Genomic DNA, 23559 nt, shown 5'->3' with positions numbered 1-23559 from the left:
ACTGGCCGCAGCATACTAAGCCGCAAAGTAGCAATACGGATGGAGACAGACATGAATGAACCGCGCAAGCGGCTGCGCATCGGCGTAGGGGCCGGCATGGCGGACGACCGCATCGGTCCGGCCATGCCGCTGCTGGAAGACTGCGATATCGACTACCTGGTGTGCGAATGCCTGGCCGAACGGACCATCGCGCGCGAAACGCTGTCGCGCAAGCATGACGGCGCTCACGGCTACAACCCGATGCTGGAGGAGCGCATGCGCGCCTTCCTGCCGGCGTGCCGGGAGAAAGGCGTACGGCTGGTGTCCAATATGGGCGCGGCCAACCCGGCCGGCGCCGCGCAGGCCGCGCTGGACATCGGTCAGGCCTTGGGATGGCAGGATCTCAAGTGTGCCGCCGTAGTCGGCGACGACGTGGCCGACCGCGTGCGCCTGCATCCCGAACTGCGCCTGCTGGATCGCGATCTGCCGCTGGAGGCGATCCTGCCGCAACTGGCGTCGGCGAATGCCTACCTGGGCGCCGACGTGGTCCGCGATGCGCTCGCCACCGGCGCGCACGTGGTGTTGACGGGCCGGGTCGCAGATCCCTCGCTGTTTCTGGGCGTGGCCTTGCATCATCACGGCTGGAGCTACCAGGACCTGCCCAAGCTGGCGGCGGGCACCATCATGGGCCATCTGCTGGAGTGCTCGGCGCAGATCACCGGCGGCTACTTCGCCGACCCAGGCAAGAAAGACGTTCCCCGCCTGGCCGAACTGGCTTATCCCTATGCCGATCTTTACGGCGACGGCGAGTTGTACATAGGCAAGCCGGCTGGCTCGGGCGGCCGCCTCGACCGCATGACCTGCACCGAGCAGGCGCTGTACGAAATCCATGATCCCGCGGCCTACGTGACGCCAGATTGCGTACTGAGCCTGGAAGGCCTGCATTTTGAGGAGCAGCACGCGGACCGGGTGGCCGTGCGCGGCATACGCGCCGCGCCGCGGACCGATCGCTACAAGGTCGTGGTCGGCTACTTCGATGGGTGGATAGGCACCGGCGAGGTGGCCTATGCGGGCGTGAACGCGATTGCGCGGGCGCGGTTGGCAGCCGACACGGTGAAAGAGCGGTTCCGGCTTGACGGCGGCGCGGCCAGCGAGATCCAGGTAGACCTGATCGGCATCAGCAGCCTGCATGGCGATCATCCGGAGGCCGTCGCCAGCCCCCCCTACGAAGTCCGGTTGCGCGTGTCGGCGCGCTGTCCAGACAAAAAGAGCGCCCACCTGTTGGGGGACCACGTGCGGCAGTTGAACATGCAAGGGCCTTATGGCGCGGGCGGTCCAGTCAACCTGGGCGCCAAGGAAGTCATAGCCGTGGATGCCCTGTTGATTCCGCGCGACTGGGTCACGCCCGAAGTCATTACGGTGGGAGCTTGAGCATGCGCATTCTGGTTCATGACCTGGCGCATGCGCGCGCCGGCGACAAGGGCAATACCTCGAGCATCGCCGTCATTGCCTACGACGAGGACGCCTGGCGCCTGCTGCGCCAGGCGCTCACGGCCGAACGCGTAGAGCAGGCCTTTGCCCATTTGGGAGCAGGGAAGGTGAGGCGCTATGAGGTCGAAAGCCTGAGGGCGCTGAACTTCGTCATTCCGAACGTACTGTCGGGCGGCGTCACGCGCTCGCTGCGCCTGGATCCCCATGGCAAGTCGCTTAGTTCGTTGATGCTGGGGATCGAACTTCCGGCCTGCCCACCGCAATCCTGAAAGGAACCGCAATGTACCCTCCCGCTGAACCCATGGGCACCGAGGTCTACGCCCGGCTGCCCGAATCCCTGCACCTGACCGACCAGGCCTCGACCTGGCTCGCCGCGCGCCACGTGAAGATGCACTCTTTTCTGGAGGGGCCTTCTTTCGATCGCTCGGGCAATCTCTGGTGCGTCGATCTGGCGCATGGGCGCATCCTGCGCGTGGATCCGGCAGGCAATTTCGAGGTCGTCGTCACCTACGAAGGCGAACCCAATGGTCTGAAGATCCATCGCGACGGCCGCATCTTCGTCGCTGACCATCTGCATGGCCTGATGCTTCTGGATCCCGAGACCCGCAGCATCCGGCCCTACCTGCAGCATGTGCGGCGGGAAGGCTTGAAGGGCCTGAACGATCTGTTCTTCGCCTCCAACGGCGACCTGTACTTCACCGATCAAGGTGAAAGCGCCTTGGAAAACCCCACCGGCCGCGTGTTCCGCCTGCGCGCCGACGGCAAGACGGTGGACCTCATCATGGAAGGTCTGGCGGGCCCCAACGGTCTGGTCATGAACAAGGCCGAGAACGTGCTCTACGTGGCCATCACGCACGACAACGCTATCTACGCGCTGCGGCTGGAACCGGACGGCCAGATGAAGAAGGCCAGCCGTTTCATCCAGCTATCGGGCAGCACGGCCGGGCCGGACGGCATGGCCCTGGATGAGGCCGGCAACCTGGCCATCGTCCACGCACAGGCGGGCACCGTGTGGCTGTTCAGCCCGCTGGGCGAACCCCTTTATCGCATCCGTTCCTGCGCGGGCCTGCGCACCACCAACGTTGCTTTCGGCGGCGAGGACGGGCGTTCCCTGTTCATCACCGAAGCGGAGCAGGGCGTCATTCTGCGCGCCCGGCTGCCGCATCCCGGCAAGCGGATGTACTCGCACAGAGACTGAGCCGCGCGCCACGAATTCGATCCACATAAAAAACCACCATCCATGGGAGACAACATCATGATTCCTTTCCGATTGATCGCCGGCCTGGCCCTGAGCCTGGCCGCCGTCACGGGCGCGCAGGCCGCCGATGGCTACCCCGCGCGCCCCGTACGCCTGATCGCCACCTTCGGCCCCGGCAGTTCCATCGACATCATCGCGCGCCTGGTGGCCAAACCCCTGGCCGAGCAGCTGGGCCAGCCGGTGATCGTCGAGAACAAGCCGGGCGCCGGCGGCGACCTGGCCACCGACATCGTCGCCAAGTCCGGCAAGGACGGCTACACCATCGGCTTCGCTTCCGCGGGGCCGATCACGGTCAATCCCAATGCCCGCAGCAAAATGCCCTATGACCCGCTCAAGGATCTGGCGCCGGTAGCCCTGGTGGCCACGGGGCCGAACGTCATCCTGGTCAACCCGTCGATTCCGGTGACGAACCTGCAGGAGCTGATTGCCTACATCAAGGCCAATCCGAACAAGGTCAACTACGCCTCGGCTGGCGTCGGGACCAGCGGTCATATCGCCGGCGAGCTGTTCCAGCACCTGTCCAAGACCGAAATCCTGCACGTGCCATACAAGGGCAACAGCGATGCGATCACCGACACCCTGGGCGGGCGCACCCAGATGGTCATCAGCGGCGTGCCGCCCATCCTGTCGTTCGTGAAGTCCGGCCAGTTGCGCGCCCTGGCCGTGGCCGATGCCAAGCGTTCGCCCTTGCTGCCGGACGTCCCCACTGTCGCCGAAGCCGGACTGCCAGGCGCGGAAAGCGTCGCCTGGTACGGCATCGTCGCGCCCGCCGGCACGCCGCAAGCGATCCTGGACCGTCTCCACGATGAGATCGTCAAGGCCGTGAACAACCCGGAAACGCAGGAGAAATTCGCCGGCCTGGGTATCGTTCCTTCAGCGGACAGCCGGGCGGACTTCGGCAAGCGCATGGCGGACGAGTACGTCCGTTTCAAGGAATTGTTCAAGCAGATCAACCTGGTCATGGATTGACGGAATCATGTCACGCACCGTTATCGTTACTGGCGCCAGCGGGCTGGTCGGCTCCGCTGCCGTCGATTCATTCCTGAACGCGGGCTGGGACGTCGTCGCGGTTTCCCGCCGGCGTCCGGAGATCATCAGCCAACGGCCGTACACCCATCTGCCGGTCGATCTGCAGGACGCGCAGGCGTGCCGTCGCGCCTTTGGGGACATGCCAGAAGCCACGCACGTGTTCTATGCGGCCGTCTATGAGAAGCCTGGCCTCATCGCCGGCTGGCGGGACCCGGAGCAGATGGCCACCAACCTGAGCATGATCAGGAACGTCATCGAGCCGCTGGCCGCCAGCGGCACGCTGCGGCATGTCAGCGTGCTGCAGGGCACCAAGGCCTATGGCGTGCACCTGCATCCCATCCGCACGCCGGCGCGTGAACGCCAGCCTCGCGACGATCATCCGAACTCATACTGGTTCCAGGAAGACTACATCCGGGAAAAGGCCGCACAGAGCGGCTTTGGCTGGACGATCTTCCGGCCCACCATCGTGCTGGGCCCCAATGTGGGCGTGGCGATGAATACCGTGCCGGTCATCGGCGTCTACGCGGCGGTGTGCCGCGCCGAAGGAAAGCCGTTCTGCTATCCCGGCCACATTTCCTATCCGCGTGAGGCCGTGGATGCGCGTCTGATCGGCGATGCGGGCGTCTGGGCGGCGGAGCATCCGACGTCCTGGAACGAGCACTACAACCTTACCAACGGCGAAGTGTTCAGCTGGCACGACCTGTGGCCGTCCCTGGCGGAGTTCCTGGGCGTCGAAGCCGGCCCGGACCAGCCTGTCCGCCTGGCCGAATACCTGCCCAGCCGGGCAACCCTGTGGGACGAGATCGTCAAGCAGCATGGCTTGCGGCCCCTGAGCATGGCGCAGATCCTTGGCGAATCCCATTACTCGGCCGACGCCCGTTTCGGCTATGGCCTGAAGACCCCACCCGCGCCCGCATTTGTCAGTACGGTCAAGATCAAGCAGGCGGGCTTCACGCAGACCTATGACACCGAGGCATGCGTGAAGCACTGGCTGGGGGTGCTGATGGAACGCAAGATCATTCCATCCTCCCTGGGGGGAGCGTAGCGAAAAGGGCGGGTTGCGCGGGGGAGGGCGCGCGCGCCCTCCTGTTGCATGCGCCGATCAATACCGCCAGCGCACGGTTCGAGCGTGACCGAGCTCGTGGTCTACGGAGCCATGTGGCTGCGCTAGCCGCAGGTATCGGGACTACGCGTTGGACATTCAGATGCTGATACGTTGACCGTGGAGGTCATTACCGCGGCCAAATGCGCATCTGGCCGGAACACTGTCAGGCCTTTCAACCCCATTCTCCAAGCCAGCATGAACAATTCTTGCGCGTCCTCCGTACGATAATTGCCGGGTACTGGGACGGTCTTTGAGATGGCGGCATCTACGAATGGTTGCATGCCCGCCAACATGAGCAGGTGGTCTGCCGGCGCGATATCCGCGCTTTTTTGGAAGTACTCGGGAATTGGCGAGCCGGGAGGCTGGGAGTCTTTCCAAAGCCGCCATGCATGGTTCTCCACGATCATTTCCGCTGTGTTGTCGTCTTGCAATTGAAGGCGCCGCCGATATGCCCAGTCGAAGGCGGGTTCGATGCCGCTGGAGCAGCCATCCGCGAAGGCAAGGCTGACGCTGCCGGCAGGTGCGAATGAAACCAGGTGGCTGTTGCGCAAGCCATGCGCGGCAATCGCTTGCCGGACCGCCACAGGGAGTGCGCTGCCGATCGCGTCCGCGGCCAGGTAATCGTTGGGGCGATACAGGGGAAATGGCCCTCGCTGCGCGGCCAGCGCAGCAGATGCCGCGTAGGCATGGTCACGAATACAGCGTGCGACGGCTCTCGCTGCCGATCGTCCGGGTTCGCCGTCGTAACGCAGTTTCATCATGGCGAGCATATCCGCCAGGCCGGTCACTCCTATCCCAATTCGACGCTTGGAATGCGCTTGCGCCGCCTGAGCGGGAAGCGGCCATTCGGTCAAATCAATCACATTGTCCAGCATGCGTACCTGTGTCCGAACCATCTGACCCAATCGTTTCAGGTCGACCGTCGGCTGCCCGCCCAGGCCGAACGGATGCCTGACCAGGCGGGTGAGATTGATCGGACCCAGCACGCAGCCGCCATAGTCCGGCAGAGGCTGTTCACCACAGGGGTTGGTGGCCCGTAGGGTTTCGATTGCGCGCAGATTGTTGGCGCGGTTGATGGTGTCGATGTACAGGATGCCGGGCTCCGAACTGTGCACGGCCTGACCGGCGATGGCGCGCCAGAGCGTGCGGGCGGGTACCTGGCCATACCGCCATAGCCCGCAGGCCAGCTTGGCTGCACCCAAGGAAATGCTGCGCGCATCGGGTAGCGCAGGGTGCAGCAAGCGCCATGCCTCGTCTTGCTGGACGGCGGTCATGAACGCATCGGTCACTGCGACTGAAATATTGAATGTCGACCATCGTGTGCGGCCATGCTTGGCGCGCACGAATTCGAGAATATCGGGGTGATTGCAGGCCAGCACCGCCATTTGCGCGCCCCGCCTGCTGCCTTGAAACGTCAGGCCAGCGCAGGCCGCGTTGTACCTGTCGATCGCGGCGCAGACGCCGGGCGTGGAGTACCGGGCCTTTGGATCGGCCGATGCTGGCGGCAACGCCGAAAAGTCATAGCCGACTCCGCCGCCCATGGCGAGTGTCTTGCAGGCCTCATCCAGACCGGCCTCGAAGGACAGGCCGGGTGCGCCGACGCCGACCGGTTGCACAAAACAGTTGACCATGGTCGCGTGGATGTCCCGGCCGGCGTTGGCCATGATGCGGCCGGCGCCGATCGCGCCCAGCGTCATGTTCCGCAGAAAGGCTTGCGCGATGGCGGCGCGCTGCTCCGCAGGCTCGGCCTTGGACAATGCGCGAGCCACCCGCCGGTAGATCTGCCGCGCCGAGACCTCGTCCGGCCCGGCATAGCGGTCGGCCATCACTCGCGCACAGATTTCCTGCGGCAAGCGCACAGGAGCCCCTGGGACCTACGCGCCGCCTTCGGGGGCGCGCACCAGCAGCACAGGTACGGCGGCGCCGCGCATGATGCCCTCGGCGCTGCTTCCCAGCACCAGGCGGCTCGGTCCCCGGCGTCCATGCGTGCCGATGACGATCAAGTCCGCCTTCCACGCCAAGGCTTCGTCCAGCACCCTTTGTTTAACGGTCCTGTCGAGGTTTTCATATAGCACCGTGTCTGCTTCCACCTCCGCTGCCTTGGCTTTCTCCAGCGCCGCTTCGAGCACCTTTGCGCCGTTCTTTCGGACCAGGTCCAACAGCTCGCCCGCGCGATAGCTGTACGCGTCGGCGGTAAAGGCGAACGAGAGTTCATCGATGACATGAATCAAGCGTAGGCTGGCGCCCGTGGCGCGCGCGATTCGTATGGCTTCCTTCAGGCCCAGCTCGGACGTCGGACTGCCGTCTATGGGCACAAGAATTTTCTGATACATGCTGGAGCTCCGCGTAGTGGGGGAACGGATACTCAGTATCGGAGGGTGCGCGTCCGGAATATTGACCGTTGTCAAGAATGGCGCGAGGCGAGGCGTGTTGACCCGGGACGGGCAGCCGCCGCGGTTTTGCCCCCATATTTGCATGACAAAAATCAACGAGAGCCCGCGGGCATGGATCAATATGTCCGGGAGGCCCAGGCCAAGAATGGGGAATCATCATATGGCCGCAACCGGGCTCGGCGATTCCGAATTGGGCTGGACTTGGTTCAACTGCGAGCATTCAGGAGAGCATCATGATCGATGCGGAACTGCGGGACAGGGTGCAGAGGGCGCTGGAATTCGAGCCCAGCGTCAATAATCTGCACATAGGCGTGGTGGCGGAGAACGGCGTAGTGACGTTGACGGGGCATGTCAGCACTTTCGCGCAGAAACTGGCCGCCGAGGAAACGGTTCAACGCGTCAAGGGAGTCCGCGGAATCGCTCAGGAGATCGAGGTGCGGATGGCTGCGGACAAGCAGCTTGCGGACGACCAGATCGCCTCGCGGGCACTCAGCATCATTGCCTGGGATTCGACGATTCCCGATGGCAAGGTCCAGGTGTCCGTGCACAAGGGCTGGGTGACGTTGAATGGCTCCGTCGAGTGGTTCTATCAACGCGAAGCGGCGGCGCACGCCGTCCACAAGCTTTCAGGCGTGACTGGCATATCGAACCTGATCGAAGTGACGCCCTCCGTGCACGCGGGCGACGTCAAGCGGAAGATCGAGGAAGCGCTGCTGAACAGTGCGCTGGTCGAGGCCAACCGCGTGGAAGTCAGCGTGCATGACCATAAGGTCGTACTGAGCGGCCGGGTCAATAGCTGGGTCGAACGTGGCGCCGCGGAGCGGGCGGCCTGGGCGGTGCCCGGTGTGGTCGAAGTGCAGGACAAGCTGGCGGTCGGCTAGGCCGACGCCGCGGCCGACCAGGGCGCCCGCCATGAAAAGCATGGTGCAACGGGCCGCGGGCGAGCCTCTGACCCTGGAGCACGGCGCCACGCCCGAGCCGGGCGGCGGCGAGGTGAGGCTGAGGGTCGAGGCGTGCGCCGTCTGCCGTACCGATCTGCACGTGGTGGATGGCGAGCTGCCGGGCCTGCGCTATCCGGTCACGCCCGGGCACGAGGTGATCGGCGTCATAGAGCAGGCAGGCGCAGGCGTCGACCCGGGCGTGGTGGGGCTGCGCGTAGGCGCCGCGTGGCTGGGGAAGACTTGCGGCCAATGCGGCTATTGCCTGTCGGGGCGAGAAAACCTTTGCGATTTCGCGGAATTCACCGGCTATACGCGGGCTGGCGGCTTTGCCTCGCACCTGATCGCAGACGCACGATACATATTTCCGGTGCCTCGGGACCGGAGTGCGGCCTCAATGGCACCTTGGATGTGCGCGGGGCTGATCGGCTGGCGAGCGTTGCGGGCAGCGGGGCCAGCGCAGAGGCTTGGCATCTATGGATTCGGGTCCGCGGGCCAGATAGTGGCGAAAGTCTGCGCCTGGCAGCGCCGGCACGTCTACGCCTTTACGCGGGCAGGGGATTTTCCTGCCCAACAGCAGGCCAGCGCGCTCGGCGCCGTATGGGCGGGAGACAGCATGAGTGACCCGCCGGAGCAACTGGATGCCGCCATCATCTTCGCGCCAGTGGGGGATCTCGTCCCTGCGGCGCTGAAAGCGGTACGCAAGGGAGGTTGCGTAGTGTGCGGCGGCATTCATATGTCGGATATTCCGTCCTTTCCGTACCGACTGCTATGGGAGGAGCGCCAGCTTGTATCCGTGGCCAACCTGACCCGTGCCGATGGGCGGGAGTTCATGGATGTTGCCATCGCCTCCGACGTGCAGTGCGACGTGCGCATATATCCTCTTGAAGAGGCGAACGCGGCGTTGGACGATGTCCGCATGGGTCGTATCCAAGCAACGGCAGTCTTGATTCCTTGAAAGGCCTCGACGCCTATCACGCTGGGCGAGCTGCCGCCTGTTCAGCGGCGTGCCGATCCGACCCGCTCCGTACCCTGTGCGGTCCGGCCGGTCGCCGCCGCGTCGGCATCGAGTTTGTGATTTTGGTCAACAAGAACGCCGGTGGAAGGCTCAAGATGGGATACATGCCCGCGGCCTGCCGGCGGGGGATGCCTAGCGGCGATGTCCGCAGTTTTCATCTACGCCTTTATCAATGTGCCGCCCAGTCGGCGCGCCCCGATGTCCAGGAGACCAACATGCAACAGCCTGCCAAAACCCCGCCCGCCAAACAGGAAAAGGCGCGTTCGGATGCCAAGGAAAACGCCGAGCAACAGCGGCAGAAGGCCGAAACGGCCGAGTTGTTGGGGCGGCACAAGAATACCGGCCAGAAGGACCACAAGGGCGCACGCTGAAACGCCGGCGGGCGTCGTGATGAACCGCGCAGCCGCGAGCCGGAATGCGCCGCAACCCTGGAGGACTCATGAAGACCCGCGTCCTTGCCATATGGCTTCAACTCCTCCTGGCCATCGTGCCGGTTGAAATCGCCTTTGGACAGCCGGCGGATTCGCTCTCGTCGGTGTCTCCCGCCGTACTCAAGCGGGTGGACCAGGAGGCGGAGGCGGCGCTATCGCGTCTCTATCTTCAATCGCGCAAAGCGCAGGCGCTGGTTGCGCGTTCCTTTGGAGTGCTGGTCGTGCCTGCGCTGCATGCGGATGGCGGCATCCTGGGGATGGCCTATGGCCGTGGCGTGCTGATCGACGCGGTGGGAGGGCGCAGCTATTACAACGCCATGGCCAGCCCCCCGGGTTCGGTGCTTGGGCTGGACGGAAAGGCGCTGATCCTGTTTTTCTCCAACTACGAGGCGTTGCGGGCGTTCCAGGCTGCCCCCGGATGGGTGGAGGGCGTGAGCGGAACCATCCAGGTCCTGGACGAGACCGCCATGGCGGGACGCAATCTGGTCATCGAGCCGATTGCGGGTTTTATCCTGTCGGACGCCGGGCTGGTGCGGGGGCTCGCGCTGAAAGGCATTCTTTTCATCAAGGTGCCTGTCTTCATGTGCGCACAGGAGAACGGGGCTTGCGACGCCGCGCCCTGAAGATCTTGATCGTGCGCCGCCGCGGCAACCCTGCTGGTCAATTCTGAAGCACGAAGCGCCCTGGGGCAGGCGTCAAGGAGGCGCCGATGGCCCCGGGCTCGCCCAGGGGCCGCAGGCCCGGCTGCGCGGGACCGGAGTGGGCATCGAGCCAGGCATGCCAATCGGGCCACCAAGATCCGGGGCGCAGGGTGCTGGCGGCCGCCCATTCGTCCGGACCGACGCGCAGCCTGTCCATTTCGCCTTCCCTTACGCGGTGCCAGCGCCCGGGATGCCCGGGCTCGCTGACGACGCCTGCGTTATGTCCGCCGCTGGCGAGAACGAAGCGGATGTCGGCGTCGGTCTGGTAGTGGATCTTGTAGATGGACTGCCACGGCGCGATCCGGTCGTTTTCGGTGCCCAGGGCGTAGATGGGCACGCGGATGTTGCGCAGGGCGATGATGCGGCCGTCGACCTGGTAGCGGCCCTCCGCCAGCTCGTTGTTCAGGAAGAGCTTGCGCAGATACTCGGCATGCATGCGGTAAGGCATGCGGGTGGAGTCCGCGTTCCATGCCATCAGGTCATTGGGCGCCGTATGCTCGCCCAGCAGATACCTGCGCACGGCGCGCGCGGCCGTATCGCTGACGGGCCGCAGCGCCTGGAACGCGGCGGACATCTGGCCGGCTGAAAGGTAGCCCTGCGCCCACATCAGGCTTTCCAGCAAGTACACCTCGCTGGCATCGATGTACAGTCCCAGTCCGCCCGGTTCGGTGAAGTCGGTTTGCGCCGCCAGAAGCGTGAGCGTGGCCAGGCGGTCGTCCTTTTTTCCCGCCATCGCGGCGGCGGCGATGCACAGCAGGGTACCGCCCAGGCAGTAGCCCACGGCGTGCACGCGGCGGCCTGGCACGATGCGGCAGACGGCGTCCAGCGCAGCCATGAAGCCCATGTGGAGGTAATCGTCCAGGGACAGGTTCCGGTCCCGCGAATCCACATTGCGCCAGGAGATGCAGAACACCGTGTAACCCTGCGCGACCAGATGCCGGATCAGGGAGTTTCCCGGCGACAGGTCCAGCACGTAGTACTTCATGATCCACGCAGGGGTGATGAGTATCGGCTCGGGGTGCGCCGTGGCGGTCGACGGCTCGTACTGGATCAATTCGATGAGATGATTCCTGAAGACGACCGCGCCGGGCGTGACCGCCACGTCCGTGCCTACCTGAAAGCGCTCCGTCCCTTCCTCGGGGGCGTGGCTCAGCCTGCGCTGCAGATCGGCAAGAAAGTTCATCTGGCCGACAATCAGGTTGCGGCCGCCTTCGGCCAGGGAGCGTTCCAGCACGACGGGATTGGACCACGCGAAGTTGGCTGGCGAGAACATATCGCACCACTGGGCCGCGCAAAACGACACCAGATCCGCGTGGTGGGCGGCGACGCCGGGTACATCCCTGGTGGCGTCCATCCACCATAGCCGCGCCGATTGGAATGCGTGCCACCACAGGCTGAAGGGTTCGCGCTGCCAGGCCGGCGGCGCTTGCGCGCTGTCGGCCGCGGGCGTGGAAGCGCTTAGGTTCACGCCGGTCCAGGGCAGGGCGGCGTGCCGGCACAGCGCCGCGGCTTCAGTGCCGCATTTCAACCCCAGTTCGAGCTGCTTGCCGGGCGCGGTGCAAAGGTGCATCCACCAATCGGCGAGCGCGAGCGCGAACGCGGCCGGCGAGCCTCCGCCCGTAGCCTGCGCGATCAGCGCTTCTTTCCAATGGTTCAGCGCCTGGAACGGACCTTCTTCAGTTTGCCAATTCCTGACGCTACGCATTCTTGCCGCCGGCGGAACTCATCGCGTTGCCGTTGGCGAGAAACTGGCCGACGTCGAACGCGACCTCCGAGACCCGCTCCTGCCACGGATTCTTGCTGTCCCTCAAGGTGGCGGACGCAGAGGCGGATGCCGCGCGGGCGATCTTCTCGATCTCGCGCAGGTAGTCCAGTTCACGCCCCAGCAGATCGGCGGCCAGCTTCTGCTGATAGGAACAAATTGCGGCTACCGTGGACATGGATTCCATTTCGGCGTGCGCCTGCTGCGCGAAGGCGAGCATTTCCTTGTCGGTCTTCAGCTGCAGGGCGCGTAGCTGCCGGGCGCTGTCGAAATAGTTCTCGGCCATGGCCAGCGCAGTATTCAGGCCATACTTGTACAGTGCCACATAGGGCTCGTAATCCGGTTGCATGACGAGTTCCTCCGCGAGGGTAGAGGGAGCGCCGCAACGGCGTCCGCCGGGCGCGACCTGTTCAGAATAGGATCTCCTGCCCGGACCGGCTTGACGAAACTCAATTCGCGGCCAACTTTACGGGGTTGCGGCGCGTCCGCCTGCGCTCATCCGCAACTGATCTTGCGGAGCGCTTCGATGTTGCGGATTTCCAGTTGCCTTCTACGCACGCTGACCAGGGCTGCATCCTGCATGCGTGCGAAGACCCGGCACACCGTTTCCACCTTCATGCCCAGATGATTGGCGATGTCCTGGCGTGTCATCTTCAGAATGAACTCGCGGGGCGAGTACCCGTTTGCCACCATTCTCTCGGATATGCCTATCAGGAAGTGCGCGACGCGTTCCTCGGTGGTCATGCACCCCAGGGCCATGAGCAGCTCGCGGCCTTCATTGATGTCATGGGAGATCAGCCGGTTGAACTGCTGGGCGGCGATGAAGTCCTGCCGGCAGTTTCCCATCAGTTCGCAGAAGGGCAGGATGCAGACGAGGGAATCCTCCAGGGCGATCGCATCGCTGGTGTGCGTACCGGTCTCGATCGCGTCCAGTCCCAGCACGGCGCCAGCGACGGGAAAGGCGGTGATCTGTTCCAGGCCGGACGGATTGGTGGCCCGGATTTTCACCGACCCGGAGCGCAGCCGGTACAGATTCTGCAAAGGGTCGCCTGCGCGATAGATGGCCTCGCCCTGATGGACCAGCCGGCGGGCGTGGGGCGTGGCCGCAGGCGCCAGGCCTGCGTCTGTGCCGGCGTGGCAGATACGGGCGAGAGGGCAGACTTCGCAATCGCCCATCACCTCGGCGCGTAATGGCAATCGGGTTGCGGAAAACGGCGAGAGGGTATCCATGATGGCGCCTCACTGAGTCGGACTGCCGGAAATCCGCGTGGGGCAGGCGGGCGCATGCCCCGCGGATGTACGGACCCAGTATGCGTGGCCGTGGCGCTTCGCGCTATCGGCGCATCCCGCCAGATTGGCGTGGTGTTTACCTACGGCTGTAGGAATATTCCTACCTGGGTTGACTGCCGCGCCCCAGCGGGGGTTCAGGCGTCCGGGCTGTCCTTGTCGTCGATCAACCGGTGCCGGATTGCATAGCGCACCAGGTCGGCCTGGTTGCGCAGCTGCATCTTGACCAGGATGCGGCATTTATAGGTGCTGATGGTCTTGACGCTCAGGAACAGCAGCCGGGCGATGTCCGAGTTGTTCAGGCCCGAGGCCAGATGCCGGAATACCGACAGTTCACGGTCGGACAGCAACAGGTGGGGCAGGGCGCCTGTATCGCCGTGCCGTTCGAAAGCGATGCTCTCGGCCAGGGACTGGCTCAGGTACCGGCCTCCACCCGCAACCTTGCGCACCGCTTCCACAAGCTCCTCGGCGGCGCTGTCCTTGGTCAGATATCCCGCTGCTCCCGCCTTGATCGCGCGCACGGCATACTGCTGTTCCCCATGCATGGTCAGCACCAGTATCGGGATTTTCGGGTACTCATGCCGGATCTGGCGGATCAGGTCCACGCCGTCACGGCCGGGCATGGACATGTCCAGCACCAGCAGGTCCCACGGGCGCTGGGCCATCAGCTTCAAGGCTTCTGATCCGTTGCCGGCCTCGCCTTCCACCGAGATGTCGCCGGCATGTTCCAGCAGGCGTCGTAGCCCGGCGCGCAGCAGCGTGTGGTCATCGGCCAGAATGACGGTGATCACGCGGCCTCCCAGCCGGATTCCGGGGGGTGCGCGGGCATCTGCGCATGCAGGCGGAAGCCCCCTTTTTTCCGAGTGTGTATCGTGACCTCGCCGTTGAGCAGCCGGACCCGTTCGCGTATGCCTTGCAGTCCCAGCGACAAGGGCAGTTTCTTGGCCAGGCTTTCCGGGGCGGCGCCCACGCCGTTGTCCTGGACGGTCAGCTCGCACGTCGATTCCGTGCAGCGCAGCCGCAGTTGCACCTTGGTGGCCTGGGCATGCTTGGCGATATTGGTCAGCGCCTCCTGGACCACGCGAAACAGCGTGGTGGCCACCGGCTTGCCGGGCTCGGCCGGCCCGATGTCGATTTGCGCTTCCACGTCGATACCGTATCGGGAAACGAAATTCGCCACCAGCCATTCGACCGCGGCGGCAAGCCCCAGATCGTCCAGCATGACCGGGCGCAGGTCGGAAGCGATGCGCCGCAACGAAGCGAAGGTTTTCTTGATCAGGCGCCGCATGGCGCGCACGCGGGCGCGCATGTCGTTGTCGTCGGGGGCGAAGCCGGCTTCCAGCTGGGACAGTTCCATGGTCAGCGCGGTCAGGGTCTGCCCCAGATCGTCGTGCAACTCCCGGGCAATGTGCTTTTTCTCCTGCTCGCGCACGTGCAGCAAGGCGTTCGAAAGACGGGTCAGTTCGTCGCGGGACGCGCGCAGCGCCTGATCGACGCGCTGGCGCTCGGTGATGTCCCGCAGGAAGATGGAGAGGAATACGCCTGCCTCCGTCCTGGTCTGGGAAATGGAGGCTTCCATGGGGAATTCTTCGCCGTTGGACCGCAGGCCCCATAGCGGTCCGCCCAGACCCATCTGGCGTTCGGAAATTCCAGTGAGCTTGAATCGGTCGACGTGCCGGGCATGGGCGGTGCGAAACCGCACGGGAATCAGGGTGTCGAGGTTCGCCCCTATGGTGTCGTCCGCAAGGCAAAGGAAGACGCGCTCGGCGGCCGGGTTGAACATCACGATGCGCTGGCGCTCGTCTATCGTGATAATCGGCTCGGTGGCGGATTGGATGATGTCGAGCAGTGGCGGCGCGCTGAACGTGTGCTTCATTGCGGGAACGTGCGAGGAGCCAGCCCTGAGGCGGATAGAAAATTATTGCAGCACACATTCCCGCGCCGCGCTACTGGTGAGAGCGAGGTAATACGAACGCACTAGCCCTTGTAAAAGGGGAGCGATCAATCGACGGCGGGCAATACCGGGTCGTCCCATGCCGCCGGCGCCGCCGCCCGGATTTGCTCCCGGAAGCGGCAAAGGGACGCGTCGCACTCTTCGGCCAGCACGTCGTATTGTTTCAGGAGCAGGATCGAGCGCGGCTTGGACCCGACCAGGGTGGCAATGTCGTCCACGGCGCGAAAGCCGCCGAATCCGGACATGACGCAGATGACGGAGTAGGCCTTGATCAAGCGTCCCTGCATTTTCAGGAAGGCCCGCATGGGCGCCGCCAGCGACCGCAGCCAGACCGGCGCAATCAGGATGACGTGGTCGAAGCTATCCAGGGCCGGGCCTTCATAGCGCACGTCCGGGCAGCGTTTGAGCAGGCTGTCGACGATGCAGCGCCAGTCGCCGCTCAGGCCGAATCTGGGGACGGCATCGCGGATCTCATAGGCCGGCCAACCGCTCAGGGAGGCCAGGCGCTCGGCCGTCGCGCGGGCGGTGCCGGTGCGCGAATAAAAGAAGATTCCGATGCGCTCCATGATGCCTCCCTTCGGGTGCTCAGCCTTCCTGGTCCAGCAGCGCGCGCAGGATGTCCCTGCGGCTGACCACGCCGACCAGCTTGCCGCTGCGGGTAACCGGGACGCGTTTGATGCCGCGCTTGAGGATCAGGTCGGCGATCTGGGCCAGTTCCGTGTCTTCTTCCACCGTGATGACAGGACTGCTCATGACAGAGGCGGCCGTCTGCTCACCCAGTTGCAGGCTGTGCAGGAACTCCAGGTTCAAGGCCTCGCCTTCGGCGAGCAGGGCCAGCCAGTGGTCGACCTTTTTCTGATGCGTGCTGTCCTGGCGCCTGACCAGATCGCCTTCGCTGACCAGCCCGATCAATTTGCCATCGTCGCCCAGCACCATCACCGCGCTGATGTTCTTGTCCAGCATCGCGCGCATGATCTGGGAAACCGGCGTTCTCGCCGTGACGCAATAGGGGTCTGGGGTCATAAGATTCCGCGCGCGCATGTTGCTCTCCAGGACGTCAAAGGCGCAACTCGTAGGTCGAGTCCGACGTTTCCATATTGGGCCTGCCGAGCCGGCGCTCCTTGACATTGATCAAGCATGCGCTGCGTCGCGGCGCTATTCCCGGCGCGCGAACCGCGCAAGAAAGAACCGGCGCTTGATCTCATGGACGGCGGCCAGGTAGCAGACGACCAGGGGGGCGAGCATGAGGTAGAAGAGCGGCGGAGGGGATACGAAGGAAAAGAAGCCGGCCAGCGGCCCCAGTGGCAGCCACAGCGCCGCGGCCACGACCAGGAAGCAGGCTGCCGCCAGCGCGCCCTGCGGCCGGCTGCGCAGCGGATTGTGCCGGGTCCGGATGACAAAGATGACCAGCACCTGCGTGCAAAGCGATTCCACGAACCAGCAGGTCTGAAACTCGGCTTCCGTGGCCTTGAGCACATGCAGCAGCAGATAGAAGGTGATGAAGTCGAAAGCGGAACTGACCGGCCCGATGACGAACATGAACTGGCGGATCAGGCCGATATCCAGGCGGCGCGGGGAGGAGATGTCCTCCGCGTCCACGTTGTCCAGGGGAATGGGCAATTCCGACAGGTCGTACAGCATATTGTTCAGCAGGATCTGCACCGGAAGCATGGGAAGAAAGGGCAGGAACAGCGCCGCGCCGGCCATGCTGAACATATTTCCGAAGTTTGAGCTGGTACCCATCATGATGTACTTGAACACGTTCATGTAGGTGCGGCGGCCCTCCATGACGCCGTCATGCACCACTCCCAGGCTGCGCCTGAGCAGGATGACGCGGGCCGCTTCGCGCGCCACGTCCGTCGCCGACTCCACGGATATCCCGACGTCCGCGGCGTGCAGGGCCGGGGCGTCATTGATTCCATCGCCCATGTAGCCGACCGTGTGGCCGAGCTGCTTGCAGGCCAGCACCACGCGCTCCTTCTGCGCCGGCGTCATGCGGCAGAAGAGCGTGGTCTTCTCTACCAGGCCGCGCAGGGTCGCCGTGTCCATGGCGGCAAGTTCCGTCCCGGTCAGGACGCCCTCGACGGGCAGTTGCAGTTGCGCGCAGACATGCCGGGTCACGAGTTCGCTGTCGCCCGAAATGACCTTGACCTGCACGCCGCGCGCGCGCAGCGCCTTCAGCGCGGACGCGGCGCCGCGTTTCGGCGGATCCGCGAACGCGGCGTAGCCGTGCAGCACCATGTCCGAGGCATCGTCGTTGTCCACCGAGGTCCCGACGGCCGGCATCGCTTTTGACGCGATCGCGAGCACGCGGAATCCATTGCTTTCCATGTCGTGCAGGGTCTGTCCGGCCGTTTGCCGGACGGCCTCGGTCAAGGGCGCGGGCGCGGCGTCGCCGCCGGGCGCATAGGCCGAGCAAAGGCGCAGCACGTCCTGCGGAGCGCCCTTGACGATCAGGCGGACGCCGGGCAGCCCTTGCACCAGCGTTCCCGCCCAGCGCCGGTCAAAGTCGAACGGCAGCTGGGCCAGCAGGGTCCAAGCGTCCAGGGGCGCGCCGCTGGCGGACAGCACCGCCTCGTCCAGGGCGTTCTTGGCGCCCGCCAGGTAACGGCTGTTCACCTGCAACAGGGCAGCCGCGCTTGCGCTGGGCCTGCCCTCCACATCCACGGTCCGGTCCAGGCGTATCCGCGCTTCGGTGAGCGTCCCGGTCTTGTCCGTGCAGAACACATCCATGGTGCCCAGGTTCTGGATGACCGGAAGCTGCTTGACGATGACGTGCTTGCGCGCCAGTCTGATCGCCCCTCTGGCCAGGGTCACCGACACCACCATGGGCAGCAGTTCCGGCGTCAGTCCCACGGCCAGGGCGATGGCGAAAAGAAAGGACTCCAGCCATGGCCGATGGAACAGAGCGTTGATCAGCAGGACGAACAGGACCAGGAACACCGTCAGGCGCAGGATCAGGTAGCCGAAGCGCTGTATGTCCAGGTCGAACGTCGTCGGCTTTGCGCGCCTGGAGATGTCGGCGCCGATCCTGCCCAGTTCGCTTTGCGCGCCGGTGAGCACCGCGATGGCTGTCGCGCTGCCGCTGTGGATGGCCGTGCCGGCCAGGACAGCGCGCGGCGCATCGATAGCCTGATCCGTCTCGATATCGGTGGTGGCGGCGCTTTTCTCCACGGGGAAGGACTCGCCGGTCAGCAAGGCCTGATTGACCTGCAGATGGCGGCTGGAAACCAGCCAGGCATCCGCTGCGATGATGTCCCCGGCCTCGAGCGCGAGCAGATCGCCCGGAACCACCGCCGTGGCGGGGATGCGAATGCTGCGGCCGTCCCGCAGCACGGTGGCCTTTTGCGCGACGGATTGCTGGAGCTTCAACTCGGCCTGGGCGCTGCGCCTTTCCTGGTAGGCGTCGAGCGTGACGCTCACCAGCACGATGCCCGCGATTATCAGGGCGTTGCCGAGTTCTCCCAGGGACGCCGAGACGGCGCCGGCGATCAGGAGGATGAGAACCAGCGGGCTTGCGAATCGGCGCAGAAGAAATACGGCGCCCTCCCGCAGGCGGGCAAGCCGCGGCTTGGGCGCCGCCAATGCCTGCCGGCGGGATGCCTCCTGGGAGTCGAGGCCTTGGCTGGTGCAGCCCAGGCGCGCGTAGAGCGCCTGCTCGTCCTCGTTCCACCAGGGATAGACGTCAGGCCGTTCATCCATCGAACCTCCGCGCGGTCACGCGGTGCCGGCGGGGGCTCGCACCAGCAGGACGGGCACGGGGGCTCCCCGCAGGATTCCTTCCGCGCTGCTGCCCAGAACCATGCGGCGCACGCCCCGGCGGCCGTGCGTGCCGATGACGATCAGATCGGCCTTCCAGCTTTCCGCCTCCGCGATCACGCGCTGCTGCACGGTCTTGTCCAGGTTTTCATAGAGCACGCCTTCCACGATGATGCCTTGCTCCCGGACCGCAGCCATGCCTTTTTCAAGGATCTCGGCGCCGCTTTTCCGGAGCAGATCCAGCAACTCGCCGGCATAGTAGCCATAGGAGTCCACAGCCAGGGCGAACGACAGCTCATCGATTACATGAATCAGGCGCAGGCTGCCATGAGTGAGCTGGGCCAGGCGTATCGCTTCGTTCAGACCCAGGTCCGAGGTGGCGCTGCCATCGATGGGTACCAATATGCGTTGATACATGACTGTCTCCGGAAGAGGGGATGCGCAAAGTATCGGCCTTTGGAAGCGGCGGATCTTGACCGGAGTCAAGTCACTTTGCGACAGCGCGCCCAGGGGCGGACCAGTCCGGCCGGTCCTCGCGTTTGGTGTCCACGATGATCAGGTAGCGCCCGGCGCCAGGGACCGGGGTTCTGTCGCGCAGCAGCACCCAGGGACGAGAGATCAGGTCCGCCGCAAGCTCATAGTCGGCGTCCAGCAGGCCGTAGCTGTCCAGCAGGCGGTTGAGGGTGGCCGGTATGCGGATGCAGCCTTTGGACTGCGGCGTTCCCAGCTTGGGTTCGAGCAGGACCGGGTCCGTCGCGTGCATTTGCAGGCGCATCGTGCTGGCGCCGCTATTGCCCCATCCCCGGTTTGCCTGCTGCCAGCCGAAATCATAGATCCGCATGCCTTTCGCGCCGTAGCCCAGTATCCCGTTCGCGTTCTTCGTGCCCAGGGCGCGGAAGTCGGGGTTCGCCAAGGAGTGCGCGAACACGCCGGTGGGCGTCTCGAAATGGTCGAACTGGCCGACCTTTCCGGTCGAGACGGAGGAGGCGCCCACATAGACGGGCGGACCGGCCGCGGGCAGCCAATAGAGCAGCGCGGCCTGGACCCTGGCGTTCCTGTCGACCAGCAGGACATACTGCGAGCCAAGCAGACCGACGCCGGCATCGGCCAGGGCCTGCAGCGCCAGGCCGCCATAGCGCGCCTGGTCGCCGGCGGACACCTGGAGCGCGGGCATGACTTCCAGGCGAAAGGCGCGGGCCACGTCCTCGGGCGTGGGCTGGGCCGACACCTGGGATGCCGCGGCCGCGCACAGGAGCGTGGTTGCGACGGTGCGTACCGCGCGGGCGGCAAGTCCGGATGCGCCGGGAATCATCGTGCGGTCTTGCAGTGCAGCCATTTTTGCGTCCTTAGCGGCTGGCCCAGCGGACGTAGTCCCCGGGCGACCAGCCACACCGTTGCCGCCACGAGCCAGGCGGCGGCCCAGCCTCTGACGTCCAGCGGGCCGAATTCGAACAGACGGCGCAGGGCTGGCCATTCCAAAGTCAACACAAGCAGGGCCAGCGTTGACGCTATCGCCAGTCGGGTCGCTCCGTCCCACATGCCAGTATGGCGCCGGTGGGGCGCGCGGTTGTTGATCATCAAGGCCAGATTGCCCAGCACCAGGGCGCAGAAGGCGGTGGCTCGGGCGCTATCCGCAGGCGATTGCATTTGTTGCAGCCCGCCATAGAGCATCCCCACCGCTGCCAGCAGCGCCAACCCTTGGGCAAAGCCGAGCAGGAACGTCCTCAATGAAAAGAGCGGCTTCGCCACGGGCAGAGGAGGGCGGTGCATGAGGTCCGGCTCTCCCGCGACCGATTCGAACGCCAACCCGCACAGGGGACCGATCACTATCTCCAGGAATGCCACGTGGGCTGGGCGCAGCAGTTCCGGCCAGCCGAACAGCAGGGGCAGAATCACCAGTCCCGCTATCGGGACATGCGCCGCGACGATATAGACGATCGCCTTGGACAGGTTGTCGAACAATCGCCGGCTTTGCCGGATCGCGTTCAAGATGTCGGAGAAATCATCGCGGGTGAGGATCAGGTCTGCGGCCTCCCGCGCGACATCGGTGCCGCGCCCGCCCATGGCGATGCCGACATGCGCCGCGCGCAGGGCGGGCGCGTCGTTGACGCCGTCGCCGGTCATTGCGACGATGGCCCCCTGCTGTTTCAGAAGCTGGACCAGGCGCAGCTTTTGCTCAGGCTTCACACGCGCGTAAACGCATACGCGCTTGACCAGTTCGGACAGGCGTTCGTCGCTTTCCCGCTCCAGGACATCGCCTTCGGCCACGAGATCGGCCGGTATGCCTGCCTGGCGGGCGATGGCCATGGCGGTCGCCGGGTGGTCGCCCGTCAGCATGAGCACGCGCACGCCCGCGTCATCGCAAGCGGCGACCGAACGGCTCACGCCTTCCTTCAGCGGGTTTTCCAGCCCGACCAGACCGGCAAACTGCAGAGGTATATCTTCCGGATTATCGGGTAGCGGCGAATCCGGCCAGCGTGCGCTGGCTGCCGCCAGGACCCGCAGGCCTTCCCCGGCCATGCGCCGGACCTCGGCCTCCAGTTCCGCCTGGCGGTCCGGCGTCAGCCGGCAAAGCTTGAACACCGCTTCCGGAGCGCCTTTGCACGCAATCCGGATGAAGTTCTCTGGCGCGGCCGTCCAGGCGTGGACGACTGCCAGTCGCGCGGAAGAGAATGGATAGGCTTTTGTCAGTTTGAGGGAGCTTGGCGTGGGCGGACGGACGGCAAGTTCCGCAGCGAAGCTGCGGAAGGCGTCCTCCATCGCGTCCCCGGAATCGGGCACGCTCGCCAACGCCAGCGTTTCAGCCAGATTCCAGACCTCGGGTGCTGGGTTGGCGCCGGTTGCGCCCACGAGATCGGATGTGTCCAGGCTCGTGGATCCGACATGCAGCTGGCGCACGGCCATCGTGGTCGTTGTCATGGTGCCCGTCTTGTCGGCGCACAGCACAGTCGTCTTGCCCAGGGTTTCGACCACGCTCAGCTTCCGGACGAGTACGCCGTCGCCCGCTATGCGCTTGGCTTCCATCGCGGAGAAGATCGTCACGATGACCGGGAAATCCTGCGGGAGCAGGCTCATCGCCAGCGCGATGCCTGCCAACAGCCCTTCGAACCATCCTCCCCGCATGTGGACATACAAGGCCCATGTGGCCAGGGAAAGGATGAAGCCCACCCACATGAACCGCAGGATGAAATGGCGGGTCTGCGATTCCAAGGGCGCGCGTTCAGGCGTCAGCTGCCGCATGGCCTGACCCAACGCACCCAATCTGGTGTCGTCCCCGACGGCATCCACGCGCATGACGCCCGTTCCCGACAGCACCAACGCCCCGCAGAGCATTTCGGCGCCGCTTCCGGGTGTGGCCTGTATGCGCTTGAATACCGGCTGGAACTCTCCGGTGAGTGCGGACTCGTCGACCAGCAGGCCTTCGCCGTCGATGAGCTGACCATCCGCCGGGACGCGGTTCCCTTCCGCCAGCAGCACAGAGTCGCCGCGTGCAAGTTCCGCCGATGCGACCCAGTACCGCTTGCCGTTGCGCAACGCAAGGGCGCGAGGCGCCGCCAGGCGTCCCAACGCTTCCAATGCGTGCGCCGTACGCAGGGACTGCCCGACCGTCAGCGCGAAAATGACCAGCACGAAGAGGAGCAACAAGGCGGCTTCATGCCAGGCTCCCAGAATCGCATAAAGCCCTCCCCCCGCAAGCAGCAGGGCGAACATTGGATCCTTGATCAGGTCCAGGCTGATCGAGATCAGCGTGCGCTGATGATCCGGCGGGGCCATGGCTCATCGGCCTAATTGACCAGCACCACCGGGATGTGAACCGTGTGCAGCACCTTCAAGGTGGTCGAACCCAGCAACAGGCTGCCGGCGGCGCCCAGTCCGCGCGAACCCATGACGATATGGTCGCATCCCTGCTCGGTGGCATAGGCCTTGATGGACTCGGCGACGTTGCCGATCCGTGTCGCCCTTTGATAGAGGATTCCTGACCGGTCCAGCAGGACCTCCGACTCCGCCAGGGCCATCTTCGATTCGTCGTCGTAGTACTCCTGGATCGCCTCCGGCTCAAAAAAGGCCAATACCGTTCCCGAAACAATGGGCATTTGCACGTTCAGCAGGTGTATGGAGCAAGGGCCGTGTTCGCGCACATGGTCGACCATATAGCGCACGGCGCGCAGGGAGTTGCCCGATCCATCCACGGGAATAAGTACGTTTTTCACGGCGCCTCCGATAGAAGTGGATGCCCGGGCCGCATGGCCCCGCATTTATTGCCATCATCGCGCGCATCCCGCAGTTGAAATTGACGCCGGTCAAGTTGTCGCCCGATTGCTTCAACGCAGCCGGCGAGGCTTGCCCATGGGCGGAACTCTTGTCCCCGTTTTCTGGATGACAAAGGTCAACTTGGGCGCCGCACGCTGGAGCAACATGGAAAGGCGGGTGTACCTGAGCCCGCCTCTCATCAT

General features: G+C 64.9%; 23 protein-coding genes. 9 read left to right on the top strand and 14 right to left on the bottom strand.

Features of this window, described 5'->3' with window-relative positions; translation table 11 throughout:
• Positions 1-51 precede the first annotated feature (51 nt).
• Genes ACM1PE_RS19850 through ACM1PE_RS19830 form a run of 5 tightly spaced genes read left to right on the top strand, consistent with a single transcriptional unit; the run spans position 52 to position 4802 of the window.
• The gene (locus ACM1PE_RS19850) at positions 52-1410 is read left to right on the top strand and encodes an acyclic terpene utilization AtuA family protein (protein ID WP_419340753.1); all 1359 of its coding nucleotides are present in this window, start codon (positions 52-54) and stop codon (positions 1408-1410) included.
• 2 nt (positions 1411-1412) lie between these two features.
• Positions 1413-1739 (top strand): AtuA-related protein, encoded by a 327-nt coding sequence (locus ACM1PE_RS19845; protein ID WP_419340752.1) that lies wholly within the window; start codon positions 1413-1415, stop codon positions 1737-1739.
• 11 nt (positions 1740-1750) lie between these two features.
• On the top strand, positions 1751-2668 hold the full coding sequence (locus ACM1PE_RS19840; RefSeq protein WP_059371787.1) for an SMP-30/gluconolactonase/LRE family protein: 918 nt from the start codon (positions 1751-1753) through the stop codon (positions 2666-2668).
• 57 nt (positions 2669-2725) lie between these two features.
• Complete coding sequence (locus tag ACM1PE_RS19835) at positions 2726-3697, top strand: Bug family tripartite tricarboxylate transporter substrate binding protein (protein ID WP_419340751.1); 972 nt, start codon at positions 2726-2728, stop codon at positions 3695-3697.
• A 7-nt stretch (positions 3698-3704) separates the two neighbouring features.
• Positions 3705-4802 (top strand): SDR family oxidoreductase, encoded by a 1098-nt coding sequence (locus ACM1PE_RS19830; protein WP_419340750.1) that lies wholly within the window; start codon positions 3705-3707, stop codon positions 4800-4802.
• Between the two features lie 122 nt (positions 4803-4924).
• Here ACM1PE_RS19830 and ACM1PE_RS19825 read toward each other — a convergent pair whose 3' ends face one another.
• Both ACM1PE_RS19825 and ACM1PE_RS19820 read right to left on the bottom strand, forming a co-directional pair.
• Positions 4925-6721: an adenosylcobalamin-dependent ribonucleoside-diphosphate reductase gene (locus tag ACM1PE_RS19825; RefSeq protein ID WP_419340749.1), complete on the bottom strand. Its 1797-nt coding sequence runs from the start codon at positions 6719-6721 to the stop codon at positions 4925-4927.
• Positions 6722-6736: 15 nt separating this feature from the next.
• Positions 6737-7195 carry a universal stress protein gene (locus ACM1PE_RS19820; RefSeq protein ID WP_118933806.1) on the bottom strand — a complete coding sequence of 153 codons (459 nt, stop codon included), beginning with the start codon at positions 7193-7195 and terminating at the stop codon, positions 6737-6739.
• A gap of 293 nt (positions 7196-7488) precedes the next feature.
• Here ACM1PE_RS19820 and ACM1PE_RS19815 point away from each other — a divergent pair, with 293 nt between their 5' ends.
• From ACM1PE_RS19815 to ACM1PE_RS19800, 4 genes are all read left to right on the top strand, one after another.
• On the top strand, positions 7489-8136 hold the full coding sequence (locus tag ACM1PE_RS19815) for a BON domain-containing protein (RefSeq protein WP_125471106.1): 648 nt from the start codon (positions 7489-7491) through the stop codon (positions 8134-8136).
• Between the two features lie 31 nt (positions 8137-8167).
• Positions 8168-9151: a zinc-dependent alcohol dehydrogenase family protein gene (locus ACM1PE_RS19810; RefSeq protein WP_059371792.1), complete on the top strand. Its 984-nt coding sequence runs from the start codon at positions 8168-8170 to the stop codon at positions 9149-9151.
• A complete protein-coding gene (locus tag ACM1PE_RS19805; RefSeq protein ID WP_419340748.1) occupies positions 9148-9582 on the top strand; it encodes a hypothetical protein in 435 nt (144 codons plus the stop codon). The genes ACM1PE_RS19810 and ACM1PE_RS19805 overlap by 4 nt, the downstream gene beginning before the upstream one ends.
• Before the next feature lie 68 nt (positions 9583-9650).
• Positions 9651-10265 (top strand): hypothetical protein, encoded by a 615-nt coding sequence (locus ACM1PE_RS19800; RefSeq protein WP_059371793.1) that lies wholly within the window; start codon positions 9651-9653, stop codon positions 10263-10265.
• A 37-nt stretch (positions 10266-10302) separates the two neighbouring features.
• Here ACM1PE_RS19800 and ACM1PE_RS19795 read toward each other — a convergent pair whose 3' ends face one another.
• The 12 genes from ACM1PE_RS19795 to ACM1PE_RS19740 all read right to left on the bottom strand — a co-directional run bounded on the left by ACM1PE_RS19795 (position 10303) and on the right by ACM1PE_RS19740 (position 23316).
• A complete protein-coding gene (locus tag ACM1PE_RS19795; RefSeq protein WP_419340747.1) occupies positions 10303-12048 on the bottom strand; it encodes a PHA/PHB synthase family protein in 1746 nt (581 codons plus the stop codon).
• A complete protein-coding gene (locus tag ACM1PE_RS19790; RefSeq protein ID WP_059371795.1) occupies positions 12041-12454 on the bottom strand; it encodes a hypothetical protein in 414 nt (137 codons plus the stop codon). The genes ACM1PE_RS19795 and ACM1PE_RS19790 overlap by 8 nt, the downstream gene beginning before the upstream one ends.
• Positions 12455-12600: 146 nt before the next feature.
• A complete protein-coding gene (locus ACM1PE_RS19785) occupies positions 12601-13335 on the bottom strand; it encodes a helix-turn-helix domain-containing protein (RefSeq protein ID WP_223283457.1) in 735 nt (244 codons plus the stop codon).
• 194 nt (positions 13336-13529) lie between these two features.
• Positions 13530-14183, bottom strand: a complete 654-nt coding sequence (locus tag ACM1PE_RS19780; RefSeq protein ID WP_059371796.1) for a response regulator transcription factor — start codon at positions 14181-14183, stop codon at positions 13530-13532.
• Positions 14180-15268, bottom strand: a complete 1089-nt coding sequence (locus tag ACM1PE_RS19775; protein ID WP_059371797.1) for a PAS domain-containing sensor histidine kinase — start codon at positions 15266-15268, stop codon at positions 14180-14182. Before ACM1PE_RS19775 ends, ACM1PE_RS19780 begins: the two co-directional genes overlap by 4 nt.
• Before the next feature lie 125 nt (positions 15269-15393).
• The gene (locus tag ACM1PE_RS19770) at positions 15394-15912 is read right to left on the bottom strand and encodes a flavodoxin family protein (RefSeq protein ID WP_059371798.1); all 519 of its coding nucleotides are present in this window, start codon (positions 15910-15912) and stop codon (positions 15394-15396) included.
• Between the two features lie 19 nt (positions 15913-15931).
• Positions 15932-16369 (bottom strand): CBS domain-containing protein, encoded by a 438-nt coding sequence (locus ACM1PE_RS19765; RefSeq protein WP_240633388.1) that lies wholly within the window; start codon positions 16367-16369, stop codon positions 15932-15934.
• A gap of 132 nt (positions 16370-16501) precedes the next feature.
• On the bottom strand, positions 16502-19048 hold the full coding sequence (gene mgtA, locus ACM1PE_RS19760) for a magnesium-translocating P-type ATPase (protein WP_419340746.1): 2547 nt from the start codon (positions 19046-19048) through the stop codon (positions 16502-16504).
• Positions 19049-19063: 15 nt separating this feature from the next.
• Complete coding sequence (locus ACM1PE_RS19755; protein WP_059371800.1) at positions 19064-19522, bottom strand: universal stress protein; 459 nt, start codon at positions 19520-19522, stop codon at positions 19064-19066.
• 70 nt (positions 19523-19592) lie between these two features.
• Positions 19593-20441: a L,D-transpeptidase gene (locus ACM1PE_RS19750; protein WP_419340745.1), complete on the bottom strand. Its 849-nt coding sequence runs from the start codon at positions 20439-20441 to the stop codon at positions 19593-19595.
• Positions 20414-22879, bottom strand: coding sequence for a cation-translocating P-type ATPase (locus ACM1PE_RS19745; protein ID WP_419340744.1), 2466 nt, complete (start codon positions 22877-22879; stop codon positions 20414-20416). The genes ACM1PE_RS19750 and ACM1PE_RS19745 overlap by 28 nt, the downstream gene beginning before the upstream one ends.
• 11 nt (positions 22880-22890) lie before the next feature.
• Complete coding sequence (locus ACM1PE_RS19740) at positions 22891-23316, bottom strand: universal stress protein (RefSeq protein WP_166738309.1); 426 nt, start codon at positions 23314-23316, stop codon at positions 22891-22893.
• Positions 23317-23559: the final 243 nt, after the last annotated feature.

The sequence above is a fragment of the Achromobacter sp. PD1 genome (assembly GCF_048541815.1).
GTDB classification, from domain to species: domain Bacteria; phylum Pseudomonadota; class Gammaproteobacteria; order Burkholderiales; family Burkholderiaceae_B; genus Achromobacter; species Achromobacter bronchisepticus_A.
Note: the sequence above shows the minus strand (reverse complement) of the source record. Positions and strands in the feature narration are given on the sequence as shown.